This is a genomic window from Pseudomonas sp. LBUM1643, assembly GCF_059716215.1.
In genome coordinates, this window is sequence record NZ_CP166813.1 from 1,223,762 (window position 1) to 1,249,657 (window position 25,896).

The window sequence follows — 25,896 nt, forward strand, 5'->3', positions numbered from 1 at the left end:
TTACTTCCCACCACTGCCCGCAACGCTTTCGCCGCCACGGGTCAGGTAATAGGCGCCGAGGATCGGCAGCATGGTCACGATCATCACCAGCATCGCGACGACGTTGGTCACGGGCACATCCCGTGGCCGGCTGAGCTGGTTGAGCAGCCACAGTGGCAGCGTGCGTTCATGGCCGGCGGTGAAGGTGGTCACGATGATCTCGTCGAACGACAACGCAAAGGCGAGCATGCCGCCAGCCAGCAACGCAGAGCCCAGGCTCGGCAGGACGATGTAGCGGAAGGTCTGCCAACCGTCGGCGCCTAAGTCCATCGAGGCCTCGATCAAACTGTGCGAGGTGCGGCGCAAACGGGCGATCACGTTGTTGTAAACGATCACCACGCAGAAGGTCGCGTGGCCGACGATGATGGTGAACATCCCCGGCTCGATCCCCAGTGTCTTGAACGTCGCCAGCAAAGCGATACCGGTAATGATCCCCGGGAGTGCAATCGGCAGGATCAGCATCAACGAGATGCCTTGCTTGCCGAAGAAATCACGTCGGTACAGGGCCGCCGACGCCAGCGTACCGAGGACCATCGCGATCAAGGTCGCAATCGCCGCGATTTGCGCCGACAGCTTGATCGCCTCCAGAACGTCGGGGCGCGAGAACGCCACGCTGAACCAGTGCAGGGTAAAACCCTTGGGCGGAAAGCTGAACGCCGCGTCTTCGGTGTTGAAGGCGTACATGAAGATGATCAGGATCGGAAAGTGCAGAAACACCAACCCGCCCCAGGCCGCGATTTTCAGGCCTAAAGAAGCTCGTTCAGAGTGCATCGAAGGCCCCCAGTCGTTTGACGATAGTCAGGTAGATGGCAATCAGTACAATCGGCACCAACGTGAACGCTGCAGCCATCGGCATGTTGCCGATCGCCCCCTGCTGGGCGTAGACCATGCTGCCGACGAAGTAACCCGGCGGCCCCACCAGTTGCGGCACGATGAAGTCGCCCAGGGTCAGCGAAAAAGTGAAGATCGAACCGGCGGCGATGCCCGGGATCGACAGCGGCAGGATCACCTGCATGAAGGTTTGGCGTGGCTTGGCCCCGAGGTCGGCGGAAGCTTGCAGCAGCGAGGGTGGCAAGCGTTCAAGCGAGGCCTGGATCGGCAGGATCATGAACGGCAGCCAGATGTAGACGAACACCATGAAGCGACCCAGATGCGAGGTCGACAACGTGCTGCCGCCGACGCCGGGAATGCCCAGTACGAATTGCAGAACCGGTTCCAGCCCCAGGTGCTGAACGAACCATTGCGCCACGCCACCCTTGGCCAGCAGCAAAGTCCAGGCATACGCCTTGACGATGTAACTGGCCCACATCGGCATCATCACCGCGATGTAGAAAAACGCCTTGGTCTTGCCGGTGGTGTAACGCGCCATGTAATAGGCAATCGGAAACGCCACGATGGCGCTTGCAATCGAAACGACGATCGCCATGCTCAAGGTGCGCAGGATGATGTCGAAGTTCGACGGTTGGAACAGGGCAGCGAAGTTCGCCAGGGTCAGGTCGGGTGTGACCGCCATGGTGAAGTCGTCGAAGGTGTAGAAACCCTGCCACAACAACGTCAGTAGCGAGCCCAGGTAAATGGCGCCGAACCAGATCAGCGGCGGCACCAGCAGCAACGACAGGTACAGGTTGGGGCGGCGATACAACAGGTTGGAGAACCTGCGCAATGCCGAGCCACCTGACGGATTCCGGGAGATAGCCAAGGTGTTCATCTCACACCCCGCCGACGACGTTGTCGTGCAGCGGGATCATGGCTTCCCGTGCCCAGCGAGCATTGATGCGCTGCCCGGTCTGGTGCTGGGCGCTGGTGTCCAGCCACTGATTGTTCGCCTGACTGATGTTCAGGGTCTGGCCGTTTTCCAGCTTCAGTTCATAGCGTGTTGCACTGCCCTGGTACTGGATGTCGTGGAGCAGGCCACTGACTTCGATCTCATGGCTCGCCAGCGGGCCTTCGGCGAAACGCACGTGTTCCGGGCGAATCGAGAACGGCTGTGGATTGCCGCTCAATTGCTTCGCCAGATCGCCACGAATCACGTTCGAGGTGCCGACAAACTCGGCGACGAAGGTGGTTGCCGGTTTCATGTAAAGGTTGCGCGGCGTATCGACCTGCTCGATGCGACCTTTGTTGAACACCGCCACACGGTCGGACATCGACAGCGCTTCGGTCTGGTCGTGGGTGACAAAGATGAAGGTGATACCAAGCTGGCGTTGCAGCTTCTTCAGCTCACTCTGCATTTGCTCGCGCAGCTTCAAGTCGAGCGCACCGAGGGGTTCGTCGAGTAGCAGCACGCGAGGTCGATTGACCAGGGCACGGGCGAGGGCCACACGCTGGCGTTGACCACCAGACAATTGCACCGGTTTGCGATCGCCGTAGCCGCCCAGGGCAACCATGTCGAGGGCTTCCTCAGCGCGCTTCTGGCGTTCGGCTTTGCCGACTCCCTTGACCTTCAAACCGTAAGCGACGTTGTCGCGCACGTTCATGTGCGGGAACAGTGCGTAATCCTGGAAAACAGTGTTGACGTCACGCTGGTACGGCGGCAGCCCGGCGGCTTCTTCGCCGTGAATACGGATAGAGCCTGCGCTCGGTTGTTCAAACCCGGCGATCAGGCGCAGACAGGTGGTTTTGCCCGAGCCGGAAGGGCCCAGCATGGAGAAAAACTCGCCGTCCTGGATGTCGATGGAAACCCGATCTACGGCTTTCACTTCGCCGAATAGACGGGAAACGTTGGTGAACTGGACTGCAAGCGTCATGGTGCGGTGCTCCAAAAAGGCGAGGGTCGTCACAGCGGCCCTGCCTGGACTTCTGAATCTGGATCTTGATGAGTAACCCTGTAGCAGCTGCCGAGGTACGAGGCTGCGTTGCGTGTCCGCAGGACCGCCCTCGAGGGCCGCCTCGCAGCCCAGCGCAGCCTCGTACCTCGGCTGCTGCTACAAAATGGTTTTGGGGCGGCTTCGCCACCCGGCGGGAGCAAGCTCCCTCGCCACAAGGTTTTTGCCGAACAGGTTCTCGGGGCTTAACGGCCGCCCATGATCGCGATGTAATCCTGGGTCCAGCGGCTGTACGGCACGAATTTGCCGCCTTCAGCCTGCGGGGTTTTCCAGAAGGCGATTTTCTCGAACTGGTCGAAACCGTTGGTTTTGCAACCCTCGGCGCCCAGCAATTCGCTGCCTTGGCACGCGGCCGGGACGGCTGGCAACGAACCGAACCAGGCGGCTACGTCACCCTGGACTTTCGGTTGCAACGACCAGTCCATCCACTTGTAGGCGCAGTTCGGGTGCTTGGCCTCGGCGTGCAGCATGGTGGTGTCCGCCCAACCGGTGGCGCCTTCTTTCGGGATGGTCGAGGCGATCGGCTGCTTCTCGTTCATCAGGCCGTTGACCTGATACGGCCACGCGCTGGACGCGACCACGCCTTCGTTCTTGAAGTCACTCATCTGCACGGTGGTGTCGTGCCAGTAGCGGTGGATCAACGGCTGCTGTGCGCGCAACAGTTCAAGCACGGCCTTGTATTGGGTCTCGGTCAATTCGTACGGGCTCTGAATGCCCAGTTCCGGCTTGGTGGTTTTCAGGTACAGCGCCGCATCGGCGATGTAGATCGGACCGTCATACGCCTGCACGCGACCCTTGTTCGGCTTGCCATCAGGCAGGTCCTGCGCGTCGAACACCACGTTCCAGCTGGTCGGCGCGGTCTTGAAGACGTTGGTGTTGTACATCAGTACGTTCGGGCCCCACTGATACGGGGTGCCGTAGGTCTGTTTGTTGACCACGTACCACGGTGCGTCCTTCAGGCGCGGGTCAATGCTTTTCCAGTTCGGGATCAGGTCGGTGTTGATAGGCTGCACACGTTTGCCGACGATCAAGCGCAACGAGGCATCGCCCGATGCGGTGACCAGGTCGTAACCGCCCTTGGCCATCAGGCTGACCATTTCATCGGAGGTGGCAGCGGTTTTCACGTTGACCTTGCAGCCGGTTTCCTTCTCGAAACCGGTCACCCAGTCGTAAGCCTTGTCGCTTTCACCCCGTTCGATGTAGCCGGGCCAGGCGACGATATCCAGCTGACCTTCGCCGGCGCCCAAGGCTTTCAGCGGTTCGGCGGCCTGGATACTGGCACTGGCCAGCAGCGCTGTGGTGATTGCACTGAGCAGTGCGGTCTTGTGCACGAACATGGGGTTTCCCTCTTCTTTAATTATGGTCGGGGCAGTTTTGAACGGGGTGAAGCCAATGCCTTTACGGCTAATTGTTAGCGTAGTGCGCTTTCATAAATGCTGTCCGTGGCGGGCCATGATGTGCCGCACCACGCTGTAATCCTGGAGCGAATCGCTGGACAGGTCCTTGCCGTAGCCCGAACGTTTCAGGCCACCGTGGGGCATTTCGCTGACCAGCATGAAATGGCTGTTGATCCAGGTGCAGCCGTATTGCAAGCGCGCGGCAACCTGCATCGCCTTGTCGAGGTTCTGGGTCCAGACTGACGACGCGAGGCCGTATTCCGAGTCGTTGGCCCAGTCCACCGCTTGTTCAAGCTCATCGAAACGGGTCACGGTCACGACCGGCCCGAACACTTCGCGCTGGACGATTTCATCGCTCTGTTTGCAACCGGCCAGCAAGGTTGGCTGGTAATAGAAGCCTGCACCGGAGTGCACCGCCGCACCGGTTACGCGCTCAATGTGCGGTTGGCCGAGGGCGCGTTCGACGAAGCTGGCAACGCGGTCGCGCTGGCGGGTGCTGATCAGCGGGCCGATCTCGTTGTCGGCGTCGCGCTTGCCGGCGAAGCGCAAGCTGCTGACAGCGGCGCCGAGTTCCGCCACGAGTCGGTCATGAATGCCGGCCTGTGCGTAAATTCGGCACGCTGCCGTGCAATCCTGACCGGCGTTGTAATAACCGTAGGTGCGTACGCCTTCGACCACGGCCTGAATGTCCGCGTCGTTGCAGACAATCACCGGGGCTTTGCCGCCGAGTTCGAGATGGGTGCGCTTCAGGGTTTTTGCCGCGGCCTGGAGGATTTTCTGCCCGGTGACGATATCGCCGGTCAGCGACACCATGCGCACTTTCGGGTGGCTGACCAAATGGCTGCCGACGCCTTCACCGCCGCCACACACGATATTGATCACGCCGCGCGGCAGGATCTCGGCCAGTGCAGGTGCCAGCGCCAGGATCGACAGCGGGGTGTGCTCGGAAGGTTTGAAGACCAGGGTGTTGCCGGCGGCGAGGGCCGGGGCGATTTTCCACGCGGCCATCATGATCGGGTAGTTCCATGGCGCAATCGAGGCGACGACGCCAATCGGATCGCGGCGCACCATGCTGGTGTAACCCGGCAGGTATTCGCCGCTGAGCTGGCCGGTCTGGCAACGTACGGCACCCGCGAAGAAGCGGAACACGTCGACAGTTGCGCTCAAATCGTCCTGGCGAGCCAGGTGCAAAGGCTTGCCACAGTTCAGGGATTCGAGGCGGGCGAGGAGGTCAGCGTTTTTTTCGATGGCGTTGGCGATGTCCAGCAAGAGCACCGAACGTTGCTGCGGCGTGGTCCGCGACCAGCCGGGAAATGCGCGATGGGCAGCGAGAATGGCCGCCTCGACCTGCTCGGTGCTGGCTTCCGCAATGGAGGTCAGGACTTCGCCAGTGGCCGGGTTGAGGATCGGCTCGACGAAGCCTTGTCCTGCGACCAATTCGCCGTCGATCAACAACGCGGTGAACAACGGGGTCTGCGCGCCAGCCATTTTTCGGGTTCTCTTTTCTTGTGTGGCCATGGTGCTCCCAGTGACTGAGGCCCGGCCGTCTTATATAGATGTAACAAGACTAGTCCGAGGCCCCGAGGTCGACAAATACTAAATACTGAAGGTGGCGTTCGATTAAATAGATGGCTTGCGTCCGCCGGGGGGTTGTTCCCGTGCAACGGTCAGGAAGGGGTCGACCAGGGCCGGTCGCGCGGTGCCTCGGCGCCAGGCCAGGCCGACATCGAGGGTCTGGCTCAAGTCGGCAATGGGCCGCGCTTCGATGATGTCACCCTCCAGCGACCAGGGGCGGTAGGTCATGTCCGGCTGAATGGATACGCCTAATCCCGCAGCAACCAGGCTTCGAACCGCTTCCGTCGATGCAGTTTTAAGCGTGATGCGCGGTTGCAGTCCGGCGCCGCTCCACATGCGGTGAGCGTTGCGGTCCATTTCATCGACATTCAGCTGAATCAATGGCTCGCGGGCGACGTCCGCCAGGTTGATGCTGTCGTGCTCCAGTAGCGGATGCTGGGCGGGCAGCCACAGGCGATGGGGCGAGTGCGTCAGCACTTCGGTTTGCAGTGCGTGTCGATCTTCCAGGTTGGAGAGGATCAACACCCCCACATCGATCTCGCCGCTGACCAGCAAATGCTCGATGTACGGGCGTTCATCTTCCATCACGCGCAGTTCGACGTTGGGGTAGGCGCGCTGAAAGCGGGTGAGCAAATCCGCCAGGTAATAACCGGCAACCAGGCTGGTCACGCCAATGATCAGTTGCCCGGCTACCTGATCGGTACTTTGTTGAAGGCTGCGCTTGGCATTGTCCACCGTCGCCAGGATCAGGTGCGCCTGACGCAGGAATTGGTGCCCCTGGTGGGTCAGCGTCATGCCCTTGGCGTGGCGATTGAACAGGCTGACGCCGATTTCCTGCTCCAGTTGCTGAATGGCCAGGGTCAGGGTGGATTGGGAGATGAAGGCGGTTTGCGCGGCGGCGGAGATGGAGCCGGTTTCGGCGACGGCGATGAAATGACGAATCTGACGCAAGGTCATCATGGAAAATTACCCGGTGGGCGGTTTTTATAGATTTAGCAGAGTGTATATCTTTTTTTTCGATGGTCTGCGGTCGCCTGTTCTTTCACGCGCAACATCTCGAAGCACTCTCACTTCCGGACGCCGGGCACTTTCGATCTAGGCTGGTGGCCTTAATGGTCCGGTTAACCCCATTTTTGGAGGCGGAAAATGAATACCCGTGGATTGCTCGATCAGTTGCTCAGGTCGGGTCAGGATATGTTGCAAAAAAAGGCCGGTGGCTCCCATAACAAAGCATCCAGCGGCGGATTGGGCGGTTTGCTGGGCGGATCCGCTGGGGCGGGTGGTCTCGGCGGGCTGCTGTCAGGTGCCGGTGGCGGTGCTTTGGCCGCTGGCGCGATGGGCCTGCTGCTGGGTAGCAAGAAGGGCCGCAATGTGGGTGGCAAGGTCTTGACCTACGGTGGCCTCGCAGCGCTGGGCGTCATTGCCTATAAGGCTTACGGCAACTGGCAGGCACAGCAGGGCGGCGCGGCGAAGACTGAACCGCAGACCCTGGACCGCTTGCCGCCGGCGCAAGTCGAGCTGCACAGCCAGGCAATCCTCAAGGCCCTGGTGGCGGCTGCCAAGGCCGACGGCCATGTCGATGAGCGCGAGCGGGCACTGATCGAGGGCGAGTTCACCAAACTCGACAATGATCAGGAGTTGCAACGCTGGCTGCACGACGAACTCAACAAGCCGTTGGACCCCACTGATGTCGCGCGCGCCGCCAGCACCCCGGAAATGGCTGCCGAGATGTACATCGCCAGCGTGATGCTGGTGGATGAAGAGAACTTCATGGAGAAGTCCTACCTGGATGAACTGGCTCGCCAGCTCAAGCTTGATCCGGGATTGAAGGCTGAACTGGAAAAGCAGGTGCGTCAGGCTTCGGTTTAAGCAACGCCCGTGAAGATCGTCTTACCCGTGTAGGAGTTGCCGAGGCTGCGATCTTTTGATCGTTTGCCGATATCGGCAGCTTCTTCACCCCCTATGACCAATCCATCACTCATTTCTGCCGAATCGCCACTAACACTCCTCGCCCCAGATAGCGGAAATTCCCATTCCATAGCCAATCCCGGTGTTTGCATGGCCAGGATGAGAAGTGGTGCGCATCCGTCTTATAAATGAAACACCGCCCTCGGCTATACTCCGCAACATTTGAAACGGCCCCGAGGAATGACTGTGAAGAACTGGACGTTGCGCCAACGCATTTTGGCGAGCTTTGCGGTAATTATCGCCATCATGTTTCTGATGGTCATCGTGTCCTATTCCCGTCTGCTGAAAATTGAAGAAAACGAAGCCAGCGTCCGTGATGACGCGCTTCCCGGGGTCTATTACAGCTCGATGATTCGCGGGGCCTGGTCCGACAGTTTCTTGCAGATCCAGGCAATGCTTGGCCTGAGAGAGGGGCAGGGTGTCACGGCTGAAGATGATGCTGAGTTCAAGCGCTTCGAGTCACGCCTGCAGGAGCAGATGAGTAACTATCTCGGCACTGTCACCACGGAGGAGGACAAGGCCGAATACGCCACCTTCGAAAAGCTCCATGAGAATTACACCAAAATCCTGGCTGGTGTTCTGGACCTGCATAAGCGCAATGAAGAAGTCGAAGCGATCAAGATGTTCAACGAACAGTTGATCCCGGCCTGGACCGCAGGTCGCGTGAAACTCAATGACATCATTCGCGAGAACAAGGCCGTGGCCGACAAAGACATGGCGGCCATCGATAACGCCGTGGCCACCGCAAAAATCATCATGGGCGTGTCCCTGCTGATTGCAGTGCTGGCCGCCGGCCTCTGCGGCCTGCTGCTGATGCGCGCAATCATGGCGCCGATGAACCGTATCGTGAAAATCCTCGAAATCATGCGTACCGGCGATCTCAGCGGCCGCCTGAACCTGGATCGCAAAGATGAATTCGGTGCCGTCGAAACCGGCTTCAACGACATGATGACCGAGCTGACCTCGCTGGTTTCCCAAGCCCAGCGCTCGTCAGTGCAGGTCACCACGTCGGTAACCGAAATCGCCGCCACGTCCAAGCAGCAGCAAGCGACTGCCACTGAAACAGCGGCGACGACCACTGAAATCGGCGCGACCTCCCGTGAAATCGCGGCCACTTCCCGTGACCTGGTTCGCACCATGACCGAAGTCTCCTCCGCCGCCGATCAGGCGTCGGTGCTGGCCGGCTCTGGTCAGCAAGGTCTGGCCCGCATGGAAGACACCATGCACTCGGTGATGGGCGCCGCCGACCTGGTCAACGCCAAACTGGCGATCCTCAATGAGAAGGCCGGCAACATCAATCAGGTGGTCGTGACCATCGTCAAAGTGGCCGACCAGACCAACCTCCTGTCCCTCAACGCCGCCATCGAAGCAGAGAAAGCCGGTGAATACGGCCGTGGCTTTGCCGTGGTTGCCACGGAAGTGCGCCGCCTGGCGGATCAGACCGCCGTGGCCACCTATGACATCGAGCAGATGGTGCGCGAGATCCAGTCGGCGGTGTCGGCCGGCGTCATGGGCATGGACAAGTTCTCCGAAGAAGTGCGCCGTGGCATGTCCGAGGTGCAGCAGGTCGGCGAGCAGTTGTCGCAGATCATCCATCAGGTTCAGGCGCTGGCACCGAGAGTGTTGATGGTCAACGAAGGCATGCAAGCCCAGGCTACGGGCGCGGAACAGATCAACCACGCGCTGGTGCAATTGGGCGATGCCAGCAGCCAGACCGTCGAGTCCCTGCGCCAGGCCAGCTTCGCCATCGATGAGCTGAGCCAGGTGGCCGTGGGTCTGCGCAGCGGCGTTTCGCGATTCAAAGTCTGATGAGCGAACTCGCGGCCAGGCGCGGCACCGTGATGCCGGCCAAACAGTCCCTGTTTCTGGTGTTTCGCATCAGCAACGAGCGCTATGCCCTGCAGGCCATCGAGGTGGCTGAAGTGCTGCCGCGCCTGCCATTGAAGCCGATAGCCAAGGCGCCGGACTGGGTCGCAGGGGTGTTTGCCTATCGCGGTGCGGTGGTGCCGGTGATCGACCTCAGTGCACTGACTTTCGGCGAACCGGCGCAGGTTCGCACCAGTACCCGATTGGTGCTTGTTCATTACCGTCCGAATGAAGCCGTTGCCCCGCAGTTGCTCGGGCTGATTCTGGAGCAAGCCACTGATACCTTGCGCTGCCACCCGACCGAGTTTCAAACGTACGGTCTGGACAATCGCCAGGCGCCTTATCTGGGGCCGGTAAGGGAAGATGCCCAGGGTTTGCTGCAGTGGGTGCGGGTCGCCGATTTGCTGGATGAACGGGTGCGCGGGTTGCTGTTTCCCTCGCCACCGCTGGATCCGGCACTGCTGGAGGAGCGGCCATGAGCAGCGATCAGCGATTTTTCGATTTCCTCAAGGAGCGTATCGGCCTCGACGTGACATCGGTGGGGTCAGCGATCATCGAGCGGGCAGTGCGCCAACGCAGCACCGCGAACAGTGACCTCACTGCCGATGCGTACTGGCACCGACTACAAGGTTCGCGGGACGAGCAGCAAGCGCTGATCGAAGCCGTGATCGTTCCCGAGACCTGGTTTTTCCGCTATCCGGAATCCTTCGCCACGTTGGCGAAGCTCGCGATCAAGCGGCTGAACGACATCAACAACATGCGCGCCCTGCGGATTCTCAGCTTGCCGTGTTCCACCGGTGAAGAGCCGTACTCCATTGCCATGTCGTTGCTCGATGCCGGTCTCAAGCCGCATCAGTTCAAAGTCGAAGGAATGGATGTCAGCCCGCTCTCGGTGGAAAAAGCCAGCCGCGCGCTGTACGGCAAGAACTCGTTTCGCGGTCAGGACATCGAGTTTCGCGATCGGTTTTTCACGCCCGACAATGAAGGCTATCGCCTCAGCGAGCGGGTACTGGAACAGGTGCGTTTGCAGGTCGGCAATGTGCTTGATCCCGCCCTGGCCAACGAGCCGGCCTATGATTTTGTATTCTGCCGAAATCTGCTGATCTATTTCGACCTGCCGACGCAACAACAGGTCTTTGAAGTCTTGAAGCGTCTGACCCACGTTGATGGCGTGCTGTTTATCGGCCCGGCCGAGGGCAGTCTGTTGGGGCGTTTCGGCATGCGTTCGATCGGCATCCCGCAGTCTTTTGCGTTCAGTCGCCAAAGCGCGCCCGAACCCCAGCCGGTTTTCGTGCCGACGCCGCTGCCGGTGCCGCGCCCTGTCCGCAACGTGACACCGCTACCGGTTCGCAGCCGGCCTTTTGCCGCCGTGGCGCCGCTGCCGGTTGTTACCAAAACCGGTCATTCGGATGCCGTCGCACTACTGGCGAACATCGCCGCCCTGGCCAACGAAGGCAAAAGCGCCGAGGCCCGGGCCGCGTGCGAACGTTATTTGCGCAGTCACGAACCGGTTGCCCAGGTGTTTTACTGGTTGGGATTGCTCAGCGATGTTGCCGGTAGCGCCCTTGAAGCCCAGGGGTTTTATCGCAAGGCGCTGTACCTTGAACCTCAACACCCCGACGCGTTGATGCACCTGGCAGCCTTGCTGCAATCCCAGGGCGACACGGCGGGCGCCAGACGATTGCAGGACCGCGCCGCCCGTAGCGAGCGCGCCGCTGACAGTGAGCGTAAACGATGAACGCCTCCGACGCCTTGAGCGTGACTCACGAAGATGCCCAGGCCATCGACGACTGCTGGAACCGCATCGGTGTCCATGGCGACAAGTCCTGCCCGCTGCTGAGCGAACACATTCATTGCCGCAACTGCGCTGTCTACTCGGCCGCTGCCACGCGTTTGCTCGATCGCTACGCCTTGCAGCAGGAAGACCGCGGACAGGTGTCCAGCGCGGTCGAAATCGATGTCAAAACCCGATCGCTGCTGATGTTCCGCCTCGGCGAAGAATGGCTCGGTCTGGCCACCCGTACCTTGGTGGAAGTGGCGCCGCTGCAGGCGATTCACTCGTTACCCCATCAACGCTCCCGGGCCTTGCTCGGTGTGGCCAACGTGCGCGGCGCGCTGGTGGCCTGCCTGTCGCTGGTTGAGCTGTTGGGGCTCGATGCGGTCGGCAGCGTGGCCTCCGGGGCGCGGGTGATGCCGCGCATGCTGATCATCGCCGCCAACGGTGGTCCCGTGGTGGTGCCGGTGGACGAGGTCGATGGCATTCATGCCATCGACGAGCGAATCCTCGACGCGGCGTCGCGCTCCGGTACGCAGGCCAGTAGCAAATACACCCATGGCGTGTTGCAGTTCAAAGGTCGCAGCCTGCGGTGGCTCGATGAAGAGCAACTGTTGTCCGCCGTGACCCGGAGCCTCACATGACCCCTGAACAGATGCGCGACGCCTCGTTGCTGGAACTGTTCAGCCTGGAAGCCGAAGCCCAGACGCAGGTGCTGAGCGCGGGCCTGCTGGCACTCGAGCGCGACCCGACCCAGGCCGATCACCTGGAATCGTGCATGCGTGCCGCGCACTCGCTCAAGGGCGCGGCGCGGATCGTCGGCGTCGATGCCGGTGTCAGCGTCGCCCACGTCATGGAAGATTGCCTGGTCAGCGCGCAGGAAGGACGTCTGTACCTTCGGCCTGAACACATCGACGCCTTGCTGCAAGGTACCGATCTGCTCATGCGCATTGCGACGCCTGATCACGCGCCGAGCCACGCAGACATTGAAGCCTATGTAGCGCTGATGACGCTGTTGCTGGACCCGCTCGCGCTGGCGCCACCGATCAGTACGCCCATCGCGCCGTTCATGGCCGAGCCTGAAACCGAAGCACCTGCGGCGCTGATCGAGGTGCTGATCCCGGTCGTCGAGACGCTGCCTGTGGCGGCCACCGAGCCGCCGCCGAAAAACAGGCGCACCACGGAAAATGGCGAGCGTGTCCTGCGGGTCACGGCCGAACGCTTGAACAGCCTGCTCGATCTGTCGAGCAAGTCCCTGGTGGAAACCCTGCGGCTCAAGCCGCATCTGGCGACCATGCAGCGCCTCAAACGCACGCAAAGCAACGGCTTGCGCGCACTGGAAAATCTCAATGTGCACCTCAAGGACCACGCCCTGAGCCTCGAAGCCCGGGAAGCCCTCGAGGATGCCCGTCGGTTGCTCGCGGAATCACAGCAGATGCTGGTGGAAAAAAACGCCGAGCTGGACGAGTTCGCCTGGCAGGCCAGTCAACGCGCCCAAGTGTTGTACGACACGGCGCTGGCGTGCCGCATGCGACCCTTCGCCGACGTGCTGACCGGGCAAGTGCGCATGGTCCGCGACCTCGGTCGCAGCCTGGGCAAACAGGTGCGGCTGGAGATCGAGGGCGAGAAAACCCAGGTCGATCGCGACGTATTGGAAAAACTCGAAGCGCCGCTGACTCATCTGCTGCGCAACGCTGTCGACCATGGCATCGAATCTGCGGAGCAGCGTCTGTTGGCCGGCAAGCCCGCTGAAGGCCTGATCCGACTGCGCGCCTCGCACCAGGCGGGTCTGCTGGTGCTGGAACTTAGCGATGACGGCAACGGCGTCGACCTGGAAAAGGTCCGCCGCAGCATCATCGAGCGTCAATTGTCCCCGGCGGAAACCGCCGCGCAGTTGAGTGAAGAAGAGCTGCTGACGTTCCTGTTCCTGCCGGGTTTCAGCTTGCGCGACAAGGTCACAGAGGTTTCCGGGCGCGGTGTCGGTCTGGATGCGGTCCAGCATATGGTCCGTCAGCTGCGGGGCGCGGTGGTGCTGGAACAGACGGCGGGCGAGGGCAGTCATTTCCACCTCGAAGTGCCGCTGACACTGTCAGTGGTGCGCAGCCTGGTGGTGGAGGTCGGTGACGAGGCGTATGCGTTTCCGCTGGCTCACATTGAACGCATGTGCGATCTCGAACCGGCGGACATCGTTCAGGTCGAGGGCCGTCAGCATTTCTGGCACGAAGGCCGACATGTCGGGTTGGTCGCGGCCAGCCAATTGCTGCAACGGCCGGCCAGCCAGAGTGCGCAGGAGACGCTCAAGGTCGTGGTCATCCGCGAGCGCGAGGCGATTTACGGCGTGGCTGTCGAGCGGTTCATCGGCGAACGCACCCTGGTGGTGCTGCCGCTCGACGAGCGGCTGGGCAAGGTGCAGGACATCTCCGCCGGGGCTTTGCTCGACGACGGTTCGGTGGTGTTGATCGTCGACGTTGAAGACATGCTGCGTTCGGTGGACAAGCTGCTCAATACCGGTCGCCTGGAGCGCATTGCGCGTCAGGGCAATCAGGTCGTCGAAGCGGCGCGCAAACGGATTCTGGTGGTCGACGACTCGCTGACGGTGCGCGAACTGCAGCGCAAACTGTTGCTCAATCGCGGCTACGATGTGGCCGTTGCGGTCGACGGAATGGATGGCTGGAATGCCCTGCGCTCGGAGGATTTCGATTTGCTCATTACGGACATCGACATGCCGCGCATGGACGGCATCGAACTGGTGTCGTTGTTGCGGCGGGACAACCGTCTGCAATCGCTGCCGGTAATGGTGGTGTCCTATAAAGATCGCGAAGAAGACCGCCGTCGTGGACTGGACGCGGGAGCCGACTATTATCTAGCCAAAGCCAGTTTTCATGACGATGCCCTGCTTGATGCAGTGGTTGAGCTCATCGGAGGAGCGCGGGCATGAAAATCGCAATCGTCAACGACATGCCCATGGCGGTAGAGGCTCTGCGCCGCGCCCTGGCATTCGAACCGGCGCATCAGGTGATCTGGGTTGCCAGCAATGGCGCCGAGGCGGTTCAGCGTTGCGCTGAAAACACGCCGGATCTGATCCTGATGGACCTGATCATGCCCGTGATGGATGGCGTCGAAGCCACCCGTCGGATCATGGCCGAGACCCCGTGCGCCATCGTGGTCGTCACCGTCGATCGCCAACAGAATGTGCATCGGGTTTTCGAGGCCATGGGGCATGGCGCGCTGGACGTCGTCGATACCCCGGCGCTCGGTGCCGGCAACGCCCAGGAAGCGGCGGCGCCGTTATTGCGCAAGATCATGAACATTGGCTGGCTGATCGGCGACAAAGGCAACCGGGAGCGTCCGGCGCCGAGTCCGCTGCGCAGTTCGGGTTCGCGGCAGCGGCTGATCGCCATCGGCTCGTCCGCTGGCGGGCCGGCTGCGCTGGAAGTGCTGCTTAAGGGGCTGCCACGGGACTTCCAGGCGGCCATTGTGCTGGTGCAGCACGTTGACCAGGTGTTTGCGGCCGGTATGGCCGAATGGCTCAGCAGTGCCAGTGGCCTCAACGTGCGCCTGGCCCAGGAAGGCGAGCCACCGCAAAGCGGAACAGTGCTGCTGGCCGGCACCAATCATCATATTCGCTTGTTGAAAAACGGTACGCTGGCGTACACCGCCGAACCGGTCAACGAGATTTATCGGCCCTCGATCGACGTGTTTTTCGAAAGCGTGGCCAATTACTGGAACGGTGATGCTGTCGGCGTGTTGCTGACGGGCATGGGGCGCGATGGCGCGCAGGGCCTCAAGCTCATGCGCCAGCAAGGCTACCTGACGATCGCTCAGGACCAACAAAGCAGTGCGGTTTACGGAATGCCCAAGGCAGCAGCGGCTATCGACGCCGCCTCGGAAATTCGCCCACTGGACAAGATCGCGCCACGATTGCTGGAGATTTTCGCTAAATGACGACTCTTGGCAGCAATCCTGGCTTAGGCAGTACTCAGGTGATCGCACATGAATGATTTACAGCTCGACGATTTCAAGACCGATGAAAACGCCGCCATGGTGTTGTTGGTGGACGATCAGGCGATGATCGGCGAGGCCGTGCGACGTGGGTTGTCGAATGAAGAAAATATCGACTTCCACTTTTGCGCGGACCCCCATCAGGCGATCGCCCAGGCGATTCGCATCAAGCCGACGGTGATCTTGCAGGATCTGGTGATGCCCGGTCTCGATGGTCTGAGCCTGGTACGCGAGTACCGCAATCACCCGGCGACCAAGGATATTCCGATCATTGTCCTGTCGACCAAGGAAGACCCGCTGATCAAAAGCGCGGCGTTCGCGGCGGGGGCCAACGATTATCTGGTGAAGTTGCCCGACAACATCGAGCTGGTGGCGCGCATCCGCTATCACTCGCGCTCCTACATGACCCTGTTGCAGCGTGACGCGGCTTACCGCGCATTGCGCGTGAGCCAGCAGCAACTGCTTGATACCAACCTGGTCCTGCAGCGGCTGATGAACTCCGACGGCCTGACCGGACTGTCGAACCGTCGTCACTTCGATGAGTACCTGGAGCTGGAATGGCGACGCTCGTTGCGTGACCAGACTCAGCTGTCGTTGTTGATGATCGATGTGGATTACTTCAAATCCTATAACGACAGCTTCGGTCATCTGGAAGGCGATGAGGCGCTGCGCAAGGTCGCCACGTCGATTCGCGACGCCAGCGCCCGTCCTTCGGACCTGCCGGCCCGTTACGGCGGTGAAGAGTTCGCGCTGGTGCTGCCCAACACGTCACCGGGTGGCGCGCGACTTGTGGCGGAAAAACTCCGGCAGACCGTCGCGGCCCTGAAAATCCCCCACAACGCACCGGCAGAAGGCTCGAGCCTGACCATCAGCATCGGCCTGTCGACCATCACCCCGCAGCAGGGCAGTGATTGCCGCCAACTGATCCTGGCGGCGGACAAGGGGCTGTATGCGGCGAAGAACAATGGGCGCAATCAGGTGGGGATTGCGTAACCCCGACCGGATGCAAAGGCCGGCAAATACCCCCTGTGGCGAGGGAGCTTGCTCCCGCTGGGCTGCGAAGCAGCCCCTCTTTTTCACAACATAAAGGGGACTGCTCCGCAGTCCAGCGGGAGCAAGCTCCCTCGCCACAGTTTCTACCCCGCGTTCGCTTTAATGATTCACCCCTAAAGCCGCCAGGCGGGCTGCCTTGACAGCCTGATTACGGTATACTCGCCGGCTTTCAAAAGTTCGCCAACGAGTGCTGCCCGCCATGGAAATCAACCCGATCCTTAACAGTATCAAGGACCTGTCCGAGCGCTCCGAAACTATTCGGGGGTATCTTTGACTACGATCAAAAGCATGAGCGTCTGACTGAAGTCAATCGCGAGCTTGAAGATCCGTCTGTCTGGAACAACCCGTCGTACGCTCAGGAACTGGGTCGCGAGCGCTCCCTGCTGGCCCAGATCGTCGAAACCCTCGACGAAATGCACAGCGGCCTGGCTGACGCCAAAGACCTGCTGCTGATGTCCGCCGAAGAAGAAGACCAGGCTGCCGTCGATGACGTCGCCGCCGAAGTCGAGCGCCTGCGCGAATCCCTGGAAAAACTCGAATTCCGTCGCATGTTCAGCGGTGAGATGGACGCCAACAACGCCTACCTGGACATCCAGGCCGGCTCTGGCGGTACCGAAGCCCAGGACTGGGCCAACATCCTGTTGCGCATGTACCTGCGCTGGGCTGACAAGCGCGGTTTCGACGCGACCATCATGGAACTGTCCGCCGGTGAAGTCGCCGGGATCAAGGGCGCTACCGTGCACATCAAGGGCGAGTACGCCTTTGGCTGGTTGCGTACCGAAATCGGCGTGCACCGCCTGGTTCGCAAGAGCCCGTTCGACTCTGGCAACCGTCGCCACACCTCGTTCTCGGCTGTGTTCGTGTCGCCGGAAATCGATGACAACATCGAAATCGACATCAATCCGTCGGACCTGCGCATCGACACCTACCGCTCCTCCGGTGCCGGTGGTCAGCACGTAAACACCACCGACTCGGCCGTACGTATCACTCACGTACCGTCCAACACCGTGGTGAGCTGCCAGAACGAACGCTCCCAGCACGCCAACAAAGACACCGCGATGAAAATGTTGCGGGCGCGCTTGTACGAGCAGGAAGTGCAGAAGCGCAATGCGGCCTCGCAAGCCCTGGAAGACACCAAGTCGGACATCGGCTGGGGTCACCAGATTCGCTCGTACGTGCTCGATGCCTCGCGGATCAAGGATTTGCGCACTAACATCGAACGCAGCGACTGCGACAAGGTGCTCGACGGCGACATCGACGAATACCTGGTGGCGAGCCTGAAGCAAGGCTTGTAAAGCATGCAGTACCGGATCGCGCTGGCACAGGCGATCCCTGTGGTAATGGCGGTGCAGCGATCCGACTTGCCCGCGATCCCCAGCCGAAGGCTGGGGACAACGAACCTGATGGAATATTTAAAGACATGAGCGACCAACAACTCGACCCGCAAGCCCTGCAACAGGAAGAAAACTCCCTGATCGCACTGCGCAAGGAAAAGCTGGCTGCCGAGCGCGCCAAGGGCAACGCCTTCCCGAACGACTTCCGCCGCGACAACTACTGCGATGCGCTGCAGAAGCAATACGCGGACAAGACCAAGGAAGAGCTGGCCGAGGCTGCGATTCCGGTCAAGGTTGCCGGTCGTATCATGCTCAACCGTGGCTCGTTCATGGTGATTCAGGACATGACCGGTCGAATCCAGGTCTACGTCAACCGCAAGACCCTGTCCGAAGAAACCCTGGCCGCGGTGAAAACCTGGGACATGGGCGACATCATTGCCGCCGAAGGCACCCTGGCCCGTTCCGGCAAGGGCGACCTTTACGTCGAAATGACCAACGTGCGCCTGCTGACCAAGTCCCTGCGTCCACTGCCGGACAAGCACCACGGCCTGACCGACACCGAGCAGCGCTACCGCCAGCGTTACGTTGACCTGATCGTCAACGAAGACGTGCGCCAGACGTTCCGCGTGCGCTCGCAAGTCATTGCTCACATCCGCACCTTCCTGATGCAGCGTGACTTCCTGGAAGTGGAAACGCCGATGCTGCAAACCATTCCGGGCGGCGCGGCAGCCAAGCCGTTCGAAACCCACCACAACGCATTGGACATGGGCATGTTCCTGCGTATCGCGCCGGAGCTGTACCTCAAGCGCCTCGTGGTAGGTGGTTTTGAGAAAGTGTTCGAGATCAACCGCAACTTCCGTAACGAAGGCGTTTCGACTCGTCACAACCCTGAATTCACCATGTTGGAGTTCTACCAGGCGTACGCCGACTACGAAGACAACATGGACCTGACCGAAGAACTGTTCCGTGAGCTGGCGCAGCTGGTTCTGGGCAGCACCGACGTGCCTTACGGCGACAAGGTGTTCCACTTCGGCGAACCGTTCGTGCGTCTGTCGGTGTTCGACTCGATCCTCAAGTACAACCCTGAGCTGACCGCCGACGACCTGAACGACATCGACAAGGCTCGCGCGATCGCCAAGAAAGCCGGCGCCAAGGTGCTGGGCTTCGAAGGCCTGGGCAAGCTGCAGGTGATGATTTTCGAAGAGCTGGTCGAGCACAAGCTGGAGCAGCCGCACTTCATTACCCAGTACCCGTTCGAAGTGTCGCCGCTGGCTCGTCGCAATGACGACAACCCGAACGTCACCGACCGTTTCGAGCTGTTCATCGGTGGTCGTGAAATCGCCAACGCCTACTCCGAGTTGAACGACGCGGAAGACCAGGCCGAGCGCTTCATGGCGCAGGTGGCCGACAAGGACGCCGGCGACGACGAAGCCATGCACTACGACGCCGACTTCGTTCGCGCGCTGGAGTACGGCATGCCGCCAACGGCCGGTGAAGGTATCGGCATCGACCGTCTGGTGATGCTGCTGACCAACTCCCCGTCGATCCGCGACGTGATCCTGTTCCCGCACATGCGGCCGCAAGCGTAAGTGTTTTAGTTAAAAAGCCGCCTTTCAAGGCGGCTTTTTATTGCCTGTCTGGTACAAACGTATCAACTTGTTACTTTCATGTGAGAGGAAATACCTGTCGTGATTCGTGCAATGGCTCAAGAAGGTGCAGCGGGTATCGCCACCGCGGTCGCTGAAAGTGTTCAGTACCAGGGTCGCAAGGCCAGCCGACAGGGCAGCGAGCAGCGTCGACAGGACATTCTCGATGCGGCCATGCGCATTGTCGTGCGCGAAGGCGTGCGGGCTGTACGTCATCGAGCAGTGGCCGCTGAAGCGGGCGTGCCGTTATCGGCGACGACCTACTATTTCAAAGACATCGACGACTTGCTCACCGATACCTTCGCTCAGTATGTGGAGCGCAGCGCGGCGTTTATGGCCAAGCTGTGGGTGAACAACGAAGGCCTGCTGCGCGATATGGTGGTCAGCGGCGACGGCAGCCCCGAGTCTCGCTCGCAGTTGGCGGATGATATTGCGCGCTTGATGGCGGACTATGTTCACCACCAATTGGTGAGCCGCCGCGAACATTTGATGGCCGAGCAGGCGTTTCGTCAGGAGGCGTTGTTGAACCCGCGCCTGGCGCAGTTGGTGCGCTCGCATCAGCAAATTCTCCTGCAGGGTACGTGTCAGCTTTTCGAGGTGTTGGGTTCACGAGAGCCGCAACAGGACGCCAAGGTGTTGACGGCGATTATCGGACGGATGGAATATCAGGGCCTGCTCAACGACGCCGAGCCTGCTGCCGAAGCGGAAATGCTCGGTATTCTCAATCGTTACATGCATTTGGTACTCGCGTCGGTGTAACCCGCGATCGTGTGATCGACCCGGTCCCTACAGGAACGGTCAAGTAGTTTGATCGATGAGTGTTGTATTCATAGGGAGTGTTGAATGAAAACCTGGCGTGTCGTGGTGATCGCCTTGTCGTTCCTGCTGCTCAGTGGCTGCCTGGTGACCTTCAAGGAGCCACTGCCCGAAAGCGATCCCGCGCCTAAAGGTTTGCTCGGCAAATGGACCAGCACCAACGCCTGGGGCGAACCGATGAACTTGGAGCTCACGCGCCTGGGCGACAATCGTTATCAGGCCGTCAGCTATTTCAAGGCCAAACCCAAAACCCGCGAAGCCTATGCTTTCACCGTGTCGCGCCATGGCGATCGCTGGTACCTGTCAGCCAAAGTCCCGGCGCAATTTGGCGGGCATTTCATCATTGCCGGCTTCGAACTCAACGATCAGCATGAATTGGTGGTCTACAACCTCGATCTCGATCAGATCAAACAAGCCCTCGGCCAGAAAGTCTTCAGCGGCGAAGGCTTCCAGACCGACGACGGCGAGGGTGTGCTGATCGACTCCCGCATGGATCAGGTTTTCGCCTGGCTCGATGATCCGGCCAATTCCGATGTCTTCGTCGAAGCGGTGCGTTATCAGCGCCTGGCCAAAGCCAAATAAATTCAGTGTTTACGGTTTGACTACAGGAGTTTCGGGTGGACGATTACCAGCAGACGATACGCATTTTGTCCGATCGCATTGTGCTGGCACAGACACCGATTCGCGTCCTCGATGCGGTCAAGTGGGATGACAGCATCCGCAAGGGTTTTCTCAAGGCCAAAGGCAAGGAAATGCCGGCGGTGGACCGCGATTACTACCTTAATCGGCCGCTTTCCTTCGACTCCAGCAAAGTGAAGCTGGAGTTCCAGAACATCGAGCGCGACATCACCCGCCAGCTGGGCCAGTTCAACCCGGTCGGGCAAATCATGCGCCGCATGTGCAAGGAATACCGCATGGTGGTGCGCATGCTCGAAGCGCGCGGTACCGAGGATTTCGGGCTTATTTCCCAAGAACTGTACGGCGCTGCGTCCGACGCGTTCCACGCCGGTGATCCGACCTTGTCCGACCTGGGCTTGATGCTTTCCGATTACCTGAACAATATCGACGGCCGCGGCGACCTGAAAGACGAGCCGAAAACGCTCACCGCCAAGGACGCCGTGAATTTATTGCAAACCCGGTTGAGCAAAGTGTTTGGCGAGGCCGAGGAAACCATTCGCGTATTCGAGTCCGATGGCATTGTCGCGGACGCGGCGGCGGGTGCGGATTACATCAAGATCCGTACAGACGCGATGTTCAACGAGCGTGATGTGCGTGCTCTGGAAGTCCATGAAGGTCTGGTGCATGTCGGCACCACGCTGAACGGCCTGAACCAGCCGATCTGTACCTTTCTCTCCAAGGGCCCGCCTTCTTCGACGGTGACCCAGGAAGGCTTGGCGATCCTGATGGAAATCATCACCTTCGCCTCGTACCCGAGTCGCTTGCGCAAACTGACCAACCGCACCCGCGCCATTCACATGGTGGAGGAGGGGGCCGACTTCCTGCAGGTGTACGAATTCTTCCGTGAGCAAGGCTTCGAAATGCCGGAAAGCTACGGCAACGCCAGTCGCGTGTTCCGTGGCTCGGTGCCCAACGGTTTGCCATTTACCAAAGACTTGTCCTACCTCAAGGGCTTTATCATGGTTTACAACTACATTCAGTTGGCCGTGCGTAAGGGCAAGCTGGAGCAGATTCCGTTGCTGTTTTGTGGCAAGACTACGCTGGAAGACATGCGTACCCTGCGCCAGTTGGTGGATGAAGGCCTGGTGGTGCCGCCCAAGTATTTGCCTGAACAGTTCCGCGACATGAACGCGCTGTCGGCGTGGATGTGCTTCTCCAACTTCCTGAACCACCTGAGCCTGGACCGGATCGAAGCGGATTATTCCAATATTTTGTGAACAACAAATCCCCCTGTGGGAGTGAGCCTGCTCGCGATAGCGGCCTGACATTCAAAATGGATGTTGCCTGATACACCGCTATCGCGAGCAGGCTCACTCCCACAGGGAAGGTGTATTCCAACCTGCTTTAGCGAGGTTTCAACGGATGAGAATCCTCGGCATCCTTTGCCTTCTCCTGACCCTGGGCGGTTGCAGTTCGCTGCTGTTCTATCCGGAACCAGGCCAGTTGTTCACGCCGGAAAAAGCCAAACTCGATTACCGTGAAGTCACCCTGACCACCGCCGACGGCCTCAAGCTGAACGCCTGGTGGCTGCCCGCCAAAAAAGGTGTCGAGGTCAAAGGCACGGTGCTGCACCTGCACGGCAACGGTGGCAACTTGCCCATGCACCTCGGCGGGAGCTGGTGGTTGCCGGAAGAGGGTTACCAGGTGTTGCTGGTGGACTATCGCGGTTATGGCTTGTCCGAGGGTGAGCCGAGCTTGCCGGCGATCTATCAGGACATCGATGCCGCGTTCAAATGGCTCGATCAGGCGCCTGAGGTCAAAGGTAAACCGCTGATCCTTCTCGGCCAGAGTCTCGGTGGCTCGATGGCCGTGCATTACCTGGTCCAGCACCCGGAACGCCAGAAGCAACTCAAGGCGTTCGTGCTCGATGGCGTGCCTGCCAGCTACCGCAGCGTCGCCCAATTTGCCCTGAGTACGTCCTGGCTGACCTGGCCTTTTCAGGTGCCGCTGTCCTGGCTGGTGCCGGACGGTGACAGTGCGATCAACTCCATGGCTCAACTCAATGGCGTGCCGAAACTGATCTATCACAGCATCGACGATCCTATCGTGCCCCTTTCCAACGGCATCCGACTGTATCAAGCTGCGCCGCCGCCGCGAGTGCTGCAACTGACCCGTGGCGGTCATGTGCAGACGTTCGCCGACCCGGTCTGGCGCAAAGTCATGCTGCGTTACCTCGACGATCCGCAGCATTTCAACGGCCTGCGCCGCCTGGGTGAAATACCCAATTATCCGGCAACCCCGAATTCTGAAGATGAACCACCAGAGAGTCCGCAATGAGTGAAGAACGTAACGCCATCCCGCTGATCATCACCGGTATTTGCAGCATCCTCGGCACTGTCGCCGCCCTGTGGTGGTACGGCTACCTGCACTTCGCCAAACCCGAAGATGCGCTGCTGCTCAGCGACTTCACCATGCTCAAGACCGTGCCGGGCGAAGACTACAAAGTCTCCCTGGACCCGGCCCCGCAAGTTGCGCAGTGCATCGATGGGGTGCTGGTGCTGTTCGACACCGAGCAAAAAGGCCTGACCGGTGTGTTGATCAACGGCCAGAAAAAAGCAGTGCGGTGCATGGGGCAGGAAACGCCGCAGAAGCTGGAGCAATAACCTCTCCAAAAAGATCGCAGCCTCGTTTCACTCGACAGCCCCTACAGGGGCACGCGGCCTGCGTAGGAGCTGTCGAGTGAAACGAGGCTGCGATCTTTTGATCTTCAACAAAAAGCCCCGCCTGATCAGATCAGGCGGGGCTTTTAGTTACAGCGTGAAGCTTAGTTCGAGCTAACAGCCGAACGCGGGATCACTGGCTGGTTGTCGTTGGAAATGGTCACTTCCACGCGACGGTTCATCGCACGACCCGACACGCTGCCGTTTTCAGCAACCGGGTATTCCTTGCCATAACCCTGGGCAACGATGCGCGCTGGATCAACGCCCATTTTTACCAGCGCGGTACGCACGGATTCCGCGCGACGCTCGGACAGCGACTGATTGTAGTTCGCCGCACCGGTGCTGTCGGTATAGCCTTCGACAATCACCTTACGGTCCGGGTTTTCCTGGAGGAATTGCGCCAGTTTGTTGATGTTCACCAGACCGCTGGATTTCAGGTCAGCCTTGTTGGTGGCGAACAACACGTCACCAAAGGTCACCAGCGTACCGCGGTCGGTTTGCTTGGCGTTCAGGCTGTCCTGCAGCTGTTTGATCTGCTGATCGCGGGCATCCAAGCGGGCCTGGGCACGTTGGGCCGATGCGTTCTTCAGATTCGCTTCAGCCGTACGCAGGGCGATGGTCTGCTTCGCCACTTCGACACGCTGGTTGGTCAGGTAGGCCAGCTGATCGACAGTCGATGCGTCTTCTTTATCCAGGTAAGCCTTGTTGGCCTTGTCCAGGTAGTCACTGGCGTCCTTGGTTTCCAACGCTGCGACTTTGCTCGCTTGCGGGTTGGTCTGCAGACCGCTGTAGTTGGTGCGAGCGTTTTCCAGGTTCTGGTTCGGCGGCGTGGAGCAGGCAGCCAGAGCAACGCTTGCGGCCAGGAGAGCAGGGATCATCAATTGTTTACGCATAATAATTCGTCCTTTCTATCGATTAGAGCTTCAGGTCCGGGGTCGTGATGCGCGCTTACTGCACGGTGCGCTGACTTTCCTGACGCAGTTCCTGAACACCTTTCTGAGAGTCCTTCACAGCTTGTTCGGCTTTCATTGCCTGGGCTTTGCGTTCAGCTACGCGAGCGTCCCACTCAGCCTGTTGGGCCAGAGTTTTGGCTTCTTCGTATTTTTTGTCGTGCATGGCCAGCTCGGCTTGCTTGAGCTTGTCCTGCGCAGACTTCATTTCGACAGCGGCGAATTCGGTACCGCCAGCGCTCACAGCGCTGTTGACTGCAGATTCAGTCACGGCAAATTGTTCGGTCGGCGGGTTGCCGGCACAACCGGCCAGAACGAAGCTGGTGCCGATCGCAAGGGCAGCCATTTTCAGACCGCGCAGGTGGGTGAACGAAGATTTGGCAGTGCTGGTCGTCATGGTCTTCAACTCCATTGGAATTACTCCTGAAAAACTTAAAAATCCATCCTGGGCAAGGAGCCGTACCATTCATTTGCGAGGGCTTTTGAAACGGCCGTCCCAGGTGTGGTTACAGGGTACGACCCGAGGCGTTTTTCAAAAGTTCAGAGAAGATGGCCTATCGCCCGAAAAAACATTGATTGAGCCGAAAAGGCTCTAGATCGGGAACTTTGGCGGTGGGGAGTGGTATCGGCAGCCTTTTTGGAGCTCGGGACAACGCGGTTTTTGAGGATGCAAAAGCCAATGTGGGAGCGAGCCTGCTCGCGATAGCGGTTGTCGAGCCAACCTGTTTGTTGGTTGAAAAACCGCTATCGCGAGCAGGCTCACTCCCACAGGTTATGCGGGGGAATATCAGTGTTTTTGTTCGTCGCTACCCGATGCAAGATCGTGCAAATGACGACGGGACAAAGCGAGAAAACGCGGGGTCGGACCGACGTCTTCGTACAGTGGGTCACCTTCTTCATCGGTGGCCACGACAGTCGAACCCTTCACATACGGAAAGCTTTTTTCGAGCTCTTCCAGCGCGGCGCCAATCAGCTCGCCGAGCAGTTCTTCGGGTTGGCGTTTCGGGTACATCTCGGTGATCGCCGCCAATCGGGCTGCGGCCTCCATGTCCAGATGAATCTTGTAGCCCGTATCAGTCAGGCGACCTTTGGCGTTTTCTTCCCAATGCTGGGCAAGCTCGCGAATTTTCATAACGACCTCATTACGCGCCTGCTCGTGGCAGGCCGGGGAGTGTCCGCCTGTAGTCGGCGGTAAGCCGTTGTACGGCTTACTCTTCAGACTAGCTTTTACCCGTCAGGTTTAAAGTCCCTTCGTCGTTTGCTTGTAAGAACGGGTCTGGAGCGGCACTCTTGATGTTCGTGGCCGACCGGAT

Annotated in this window: 25 protein-coding genes; 15 read left to right on the forward strand and 10 right to left on the reverse strand. The window is 59.9% G+C overall.

All coding sequences use genetic code 11. The annotated features are described in order from the left end of the window. From ACA063_RS05405 to ACA063_RS05430, 6 genes are all read right to left on the reverse strand, one after another. Positions 1-810: an ABC transporter permease gene (locus ACA063_RS05405; RefSeq protein WP_497665059.1), complete on the reverse strand. Its 810-nt coding sequence runs from the start codon at positions 808-810 to the stop codon at positions 1-3. Then, entirely contained in the window at positions 800-1,747 is a 948-nt protein-coding gene (locus tag ACA063_RS05410; RefSeq protein ID WP_162439225.1) for an ABC transporter permease, read from the reverse strand. Before ACA063_RS05410 ends, ACA063_RS05405 begins: the two co-directional genes overlap by 11 nt. A gap of 1 nt (position 1,748) precedes the next feature. Further along, positions 1,749-2,786, reverse strand: coding sequence for an ABC transporter ATP-binding protein (locus tag ACA063_RS05415; RefSeq protein ID WP_194691253.1), 1,038 nt, complete (start codon positions 2,784-2,786; stop codon positions 1,749-1,751). Between the two features lie 263 nt (positions 2,787-3,049). Beyond that, on the reverse strand, positions 3,050-4,201 hold the full coding sequence (ydcS, locus tag ACA063_RS05420) for a putative ABC transporter substrate-binding protein YdcS (protein ID WP_194691252.1): 1,152 nt from the start codon (positions 4,199-4,201) through the stop codon (positions 3,050-3,052). A 90-nt stretch (positions 4,202-4,291) separates the two neighbouring features. Beyond that, complete coding sequence (locus ACA063_RS05425) at positions 4,292-5,749, reverse strand: gamma-aminobutyraldehyde dehydrogenase (RefSeq protein WP_162439228.1); 1,458 nt, start codon at positions 5,747-5,749, stop codon at positions 4,292-4,294. 132 nt (positions 5,750-5,881) lie between these two features. Further along, a complete protein-coding gene (locus ACA063_RS05430) occupies positions 5,882-6,796 on the reverse strand; it encodes a LysR family transcriptional regulator (protein WP_497665060.1) in 915 nt (304 codons plus the stop codon). Positions 6,797-6,982: 186 nt separating this feature from the next. Here ACA063_RS05430 and ACA063_RS05435 point away from each other — a divergent pair, with 186 nt between their 5' ends. Then, the gene (locus tag ACA063_RS05435) at positions 6,983-7,705 is read left to right on the forward strand and encodes a tellurite resistance TerB family protein (RefSeq protein WP_497665061.1); all 723 of its coding nucleotides are present in this window, start codon (positions 6,983-6,985) and stop codon (positions 7,703-7,705) included. Here the strand turns inward: ACA063_RS05435 and ACA063_RS05440 are convergent. Next, a complete protein-coding gene (locus ACA063_RS05440) occupies positions 7,702-7,875 on the reverse strand; it encodes a hypothetical protein (RefSeq protein WP_497665062.1) in 174 nt (57 codons plus the stop codon). The two genes, ACA063_RS05435 and ACA063_RS05440, sit on opposite strands and share 4 nt — an antisense overlap. 115 nt (positions 7,876-7,990) lie before the next feature. Here ACA063_RS05440 and ACA063_RS05445 point away from each other — a divergent pair, with 115 nt between their 5' ends. The 14 genes from ACA063_RS05445 (at position 7,991) to ACA063_RS05510 (ending at position 23,576) form a co-directional block, all read left to right on the forward strand. After that, positions 7,991-9,613 carry a methyl-accepting chemotaxis protein gene (locus tag ACA063_RS05445; RefSeq protein WP_497666477.1) on the forward strand — a complete coding sequence of 541 codons (1,623 nt, stop codon included), beginning with the start codon at positions 7,991-7,993 and terminating at the stop codon, positions 9,611-9,613. Next, positions 9,613-10,149 (forward strand): chemotaxis protein CheW, encoded by a 537-nt coding sequence (locus tag ACA063_RS05450; RefSeq protein ID WP_497665063.1) that lies wholly within the window; start codon positions 9,613-9,615, stop codon positions 10,147-10,149. Before ACA063_RS05445 ends, ACA063_RS05450 begins: the two co-directional genes overlap by 1 nt. Further along, positions 10,146-11,408 carry a CheR family methyltransferase gene (locus tag ACA063_RS05455; protein ID WP_497665064.1) on the forward strand — a complete coding sequence of 421 codons (1,263 nt, stop codon included), beginning with the start codon at positions 10,146-10,148 and terminating at the stop codon, positions 11,406-11,408. Before ACA063_RS05450 ends, ACA063_RS05455 begins: the two co-directional genes overlap by 4 nt. Continuing rightward, a complete protein-coding gene (locus tag ACA063_RS05460) occupies positions 11,405-12,088 on the forward strand; it encodes a chemotaxis protein CheW (protein WP_497665065.1) in 684 nt (227 codons plus the stop codon). Before ACA063_RS05455 ends, ACA063_RS05460 begins: the two co-directional genes overlap by 4 nt. Next, on the forward strand, positions 12,085-14,382 hold the full coding sequence (locus tag ACA063_RS05465; RefSeq protein WP_497665066.1) for a hybrid sensor histidine kinase/response regulator: 2,298 nt from the start codon (positions 12,085-12,087) through the stop codon (positions 14,380-14,382). Before ACA063_RS05460 ends, ACA063_RS05465 begins: the two co-directional genes overlap by 4 nt. Continuing rightward, the gene (locus tag ACA063_RS05470; protein ID WP_497665067.1) at positions 14,379-15,389 is read left to right on the forward strand and encodes a chemotaxis response regulator protein-glutamate methylesterase; all 1,011 of its coding nucleotides are present in this window, start codon (positions 14,379-14,381) and stop codon (positions 15,387-15,389) included. Before ACA063_RS05465 ends, ACA063_RS05470 begins: the two co-directional genes overlap by 4 nt. A gap of 48 nt (positions 15,390-15,437) precedes the next feature. After that, positions 15,438-16,439 carry a diguanylate cyclase domain-containing protein gene (locus ACA063_RS05475; protein ID WP_497665068.1) on the forward strand — a complete coding sequence of 334 codons (1,002 nt, stop codon included), beginning with the start codon at positions 15,438-15,440 and terminating at the stop codon, positions 16,437-16,439. A gap of 259 nt (positions 16,440-16,698) precedes the next feature. After that, positions 16,699-17,794 (forward strand): peptide chain release factor 2 gene (prfB, locus tag ACA063_RS05480; protein ID WP_150630852.1). Its coding sequence is split into 2 segments (ribosomal slippage): positions 16,699-16,770 and positions 16,772-17,794, totalling 1,095 coding nucleotides; the frame shifts between segments, so codons are not numbered across the junction. Positions 17,795-17,919: 125 nt separating this feature from the next. Next, positions 17,920-19,422 carry a lysine--tRNA ligase gene (gene lysS / locus ACA063_RS05485; RefSeq protein ID WP_162440796.1) on the forward strand — a complete coding sequence of 501 codons (1,503 nt, stop codon included), beginning with the start codon at positions 17,920-17,922 and terminating at the stop codon, positions 19,420-19,422. Positions 19,423-19,521: 99 nt separating this feature from the next. Further along, entirely contained in the window at positions 19,522-20,238 is a 717-nt protein-coding gene (locus ACA063_RS05490) for a TetR/AcrR family transcriptional regulator (protein ID WP_497665069.1), read from the forward strand. Between the two features lie 84 nt (positions 20,239-20,322). Further along, positions 20,323-20,877 (forward strand): hypothetical protein, encoded by a 555-nt coding sequence (locus tag ACA063_RS05495; RefSeq protein ID WP_497665070.1) that lies wholly within the window; start codon positions 20,323-20,325, stop codon positions 20,875-20,877. Between the two features lie 35 nt (positions 20,878-20,912). Then, positions 20,913-22,190 carry a flavohemoglobin expression-modulating QEGLA motif protein gene (locus ACA063_RS05500; RefSeq protein WP_162440798.1) on the forward strand — a complete coding sequence of 426 codons (1,278 nt, stop codon included), beginning with the start codon at positions 20,913-20,915 and terminating at the stop codon, positions 22,188-22,190. A gap of 145 nt (positions 22,191-22,335) precedes the next feature. Continuing rightward, complete coding sequence (locus ACA063_RS05505; protein WP_497665071.1) at positions 22,336-23,250, forward strand: alpha/beta hydrolase; 915 nt, start codon at positions 22,336-22,338, stop codon at positions 23,248-23,250. Further along, entirely contained in the window at positions 23,247-23,576 is a 330-nt protein-coding gene (locus ACA063_RS05510; RefSeq protein ID WP_162440800.1) for a PA3694 family proteiin, read from the forward strand. Before ACA063_RS05505 ends, ACA063_RS05510 begins: the two co-directional genes overlap by 4 nt. 161 nt (positions 23,577-23,737) lie before the next feature. Here ACA063_RS05510 and lptF read toward each other — a convergent pair whose 3' ends face one another. From lptF to ACA063_RS05525, 3 genes are all read right to left on the reverse strand, one after another. Further along, positions 23,738-24,526 (reverse strand): lipotoxin F family OmpA-related lipoprotein LptF, encoded by a 789-nt coding sequence (gene lptF / locus ACA063_RS05515; protein ID WP_497665072.1) that lies wholly within the window; start codon positions 24,524-24,526, stop codon positions 23,738-23,740. Positions 24,527-24,581: 55 nt separating this feature from the next. After that, positions 24,582-24,995: a DUF4398 domain-containing protein gene (locus ACA063_RS05520; protein WP_162440802.1), complete on the reverse strand. Its 414-nt coding sequence runs from the start codon at positions 24,993-24,995 to the stop codon at positions 24,582-24,584. A gap of 375 nt (positions 24,996-25,370) precedes the next feature. Continuing rightward, complete coding sequence (locus ACA063_RS05525; RefSeq protein WP_162440803.1) at positions 25,371-25,715, reverse strand: pilin assembly protein; 345 nt, start codon at positions 25,713-25,715, stop codon at positions 25,371-25,373. Positions 25,716-25,896: the final 181 nt, after the last annotated feature.

Coding starts and splice junctions, on each gene's coding strand:
- ACA063_RS05405 (WP_497665059.1), bottom strand. CDS start 810: ATGCACTCTGAACGAGCTTCTTTAGGCCTGAAAATCGCGGCCTGGGGC.
- ACA063_RS05410 (WP_162439225.1), bottom strand. CDS start 1,747: ATGAACACCTTGGCTATCTCCCGGAATCCGTCAGGTGGCTCGGCATTG.
- ACA063_RS05415 (WP_194691253.1), bottom strand. CDS start 2,786: ATGACGCTTGCAGTCCAGTTCACCAACGTTTCCCGTCTATTCGGCGAA.
- ydcS (WP_194691252.1), bottom strand. CDS start 4,201: ATGTTCGTGCACAAGACCGCACTGCTCAGTGCAATCACCACAGCGCTG.
- ACA063_RS05425 (WP_162439228.1), bottom strand. CDS start 5,749: ATGGCTGGCGCGCAGACCCCGTTGTTCACCGCGTTGTTGATCGACGGC.
- ACA063_RS05430 (WP_497665060.1), bottom strand. CDS start 6,796: ATGATGACCTTGCGTCAGATTCGTCATTTCATCGCCGTCGCCGAAACC.
- ACA063_RS05435 (WP_497665061.1), top strand. CDS start 6,983: ATGAATACCCGTGGATTGCTCGATCAGTTGCTCAGGTCGGGTCAGGAT.
- ACA063_RS05440 (WP_497665062.1), bottom strand. CDS start 7,875: ATGGAATGGGAATTTCCGCTATCTGGGGCGAGGAGTGTTAGTGGCGAT.
- ACA063_RS05450 (WP_497665063.1), top strand. CDS start 9,613: ATGAGCGAACTCGCGGCCAGGCGCGGCACCGTGATGCCGGCCAAACAG.
- ACA063_RS05455 (WP_497665064.1), top strand. CDS start 10,146: ATGAGCAGCGATCAGCGATTTTTCGATTTCCTCAAGGAGCGTATCGGC.
- ACA063_RS05460 (WP_497665065.1), top strand. CDS start 11,405: ATGAACGCCTCCGACGCCTTGAGCGTGACTCACGAAGATGCCCAGGCC.
- ACA063_RS05465 (WP_497665066.1), top strand. CDS start 12,085: ATGACCCCTGAACAGATGCGCGACGCCTCGTTGCTGGAACTGTTCAGC.
- ACA063_RS05470 (WP_497665067.1), top strand. CDS start 14,379: ATGAAAATCGCAATCGTCAACGACATGCCCATGGCGGTAGAGGCTCTG.
- ACA063_RS05475 (WP_497665068.1), top strand. CDS start 15,438: ATGAATGATTTACAGCTCGACGATTTCAAGACCGATGAAAACGCCGCC.
- lysS (WP_162440796.1), top strand. CDS start 17,920: ATGAGCGACCAACAACTCGACCCGCAAGCCCTGCAACAGGAAGAAAAC.
- ACA063_RS05495 (WP_497665070.1), top strand. CDS start 20,323: ATGAAAACCTGGCGTGTCGTGGTGATCGCCTTGTCGTTCCTGCTGCTC.
- ACA063_RS05505 (WP_497665071.1), top strand. CDS start 22,336: ATGAGAATCCTCGGCATCCTTTGCCTTCTCCTGACCCTGGGCGGTTGC.
- ACA063_RS05510 (WP_162440800.1), top strand. CDS start 23,247: ATGAGTGAAGAACGTAACGCCATCCCGCTGATCATCACCGGTATTTGC.
- lptF (WP_497665072.1), bottom strand. CDS start 24,526: ATGCGTAAACAATTGATGATCCCTGCTCTCCTGGCCGCAAGCGTTGCT.
- ACA063_RS05520 (WP_162440802.1), bottom strand. CDS start 24,995: ATGGAGTTGAAGACCATGACGACCAGCACTGCCAAATCTTCGTTCACC.
- ACA063_RS05525 (WP_162440803.1), bottom strand. CDS start 25,715: ATGAAAATTCGCGAGCTTGCCCAGCATTGGGAAGAAAACGCCAAAGGT.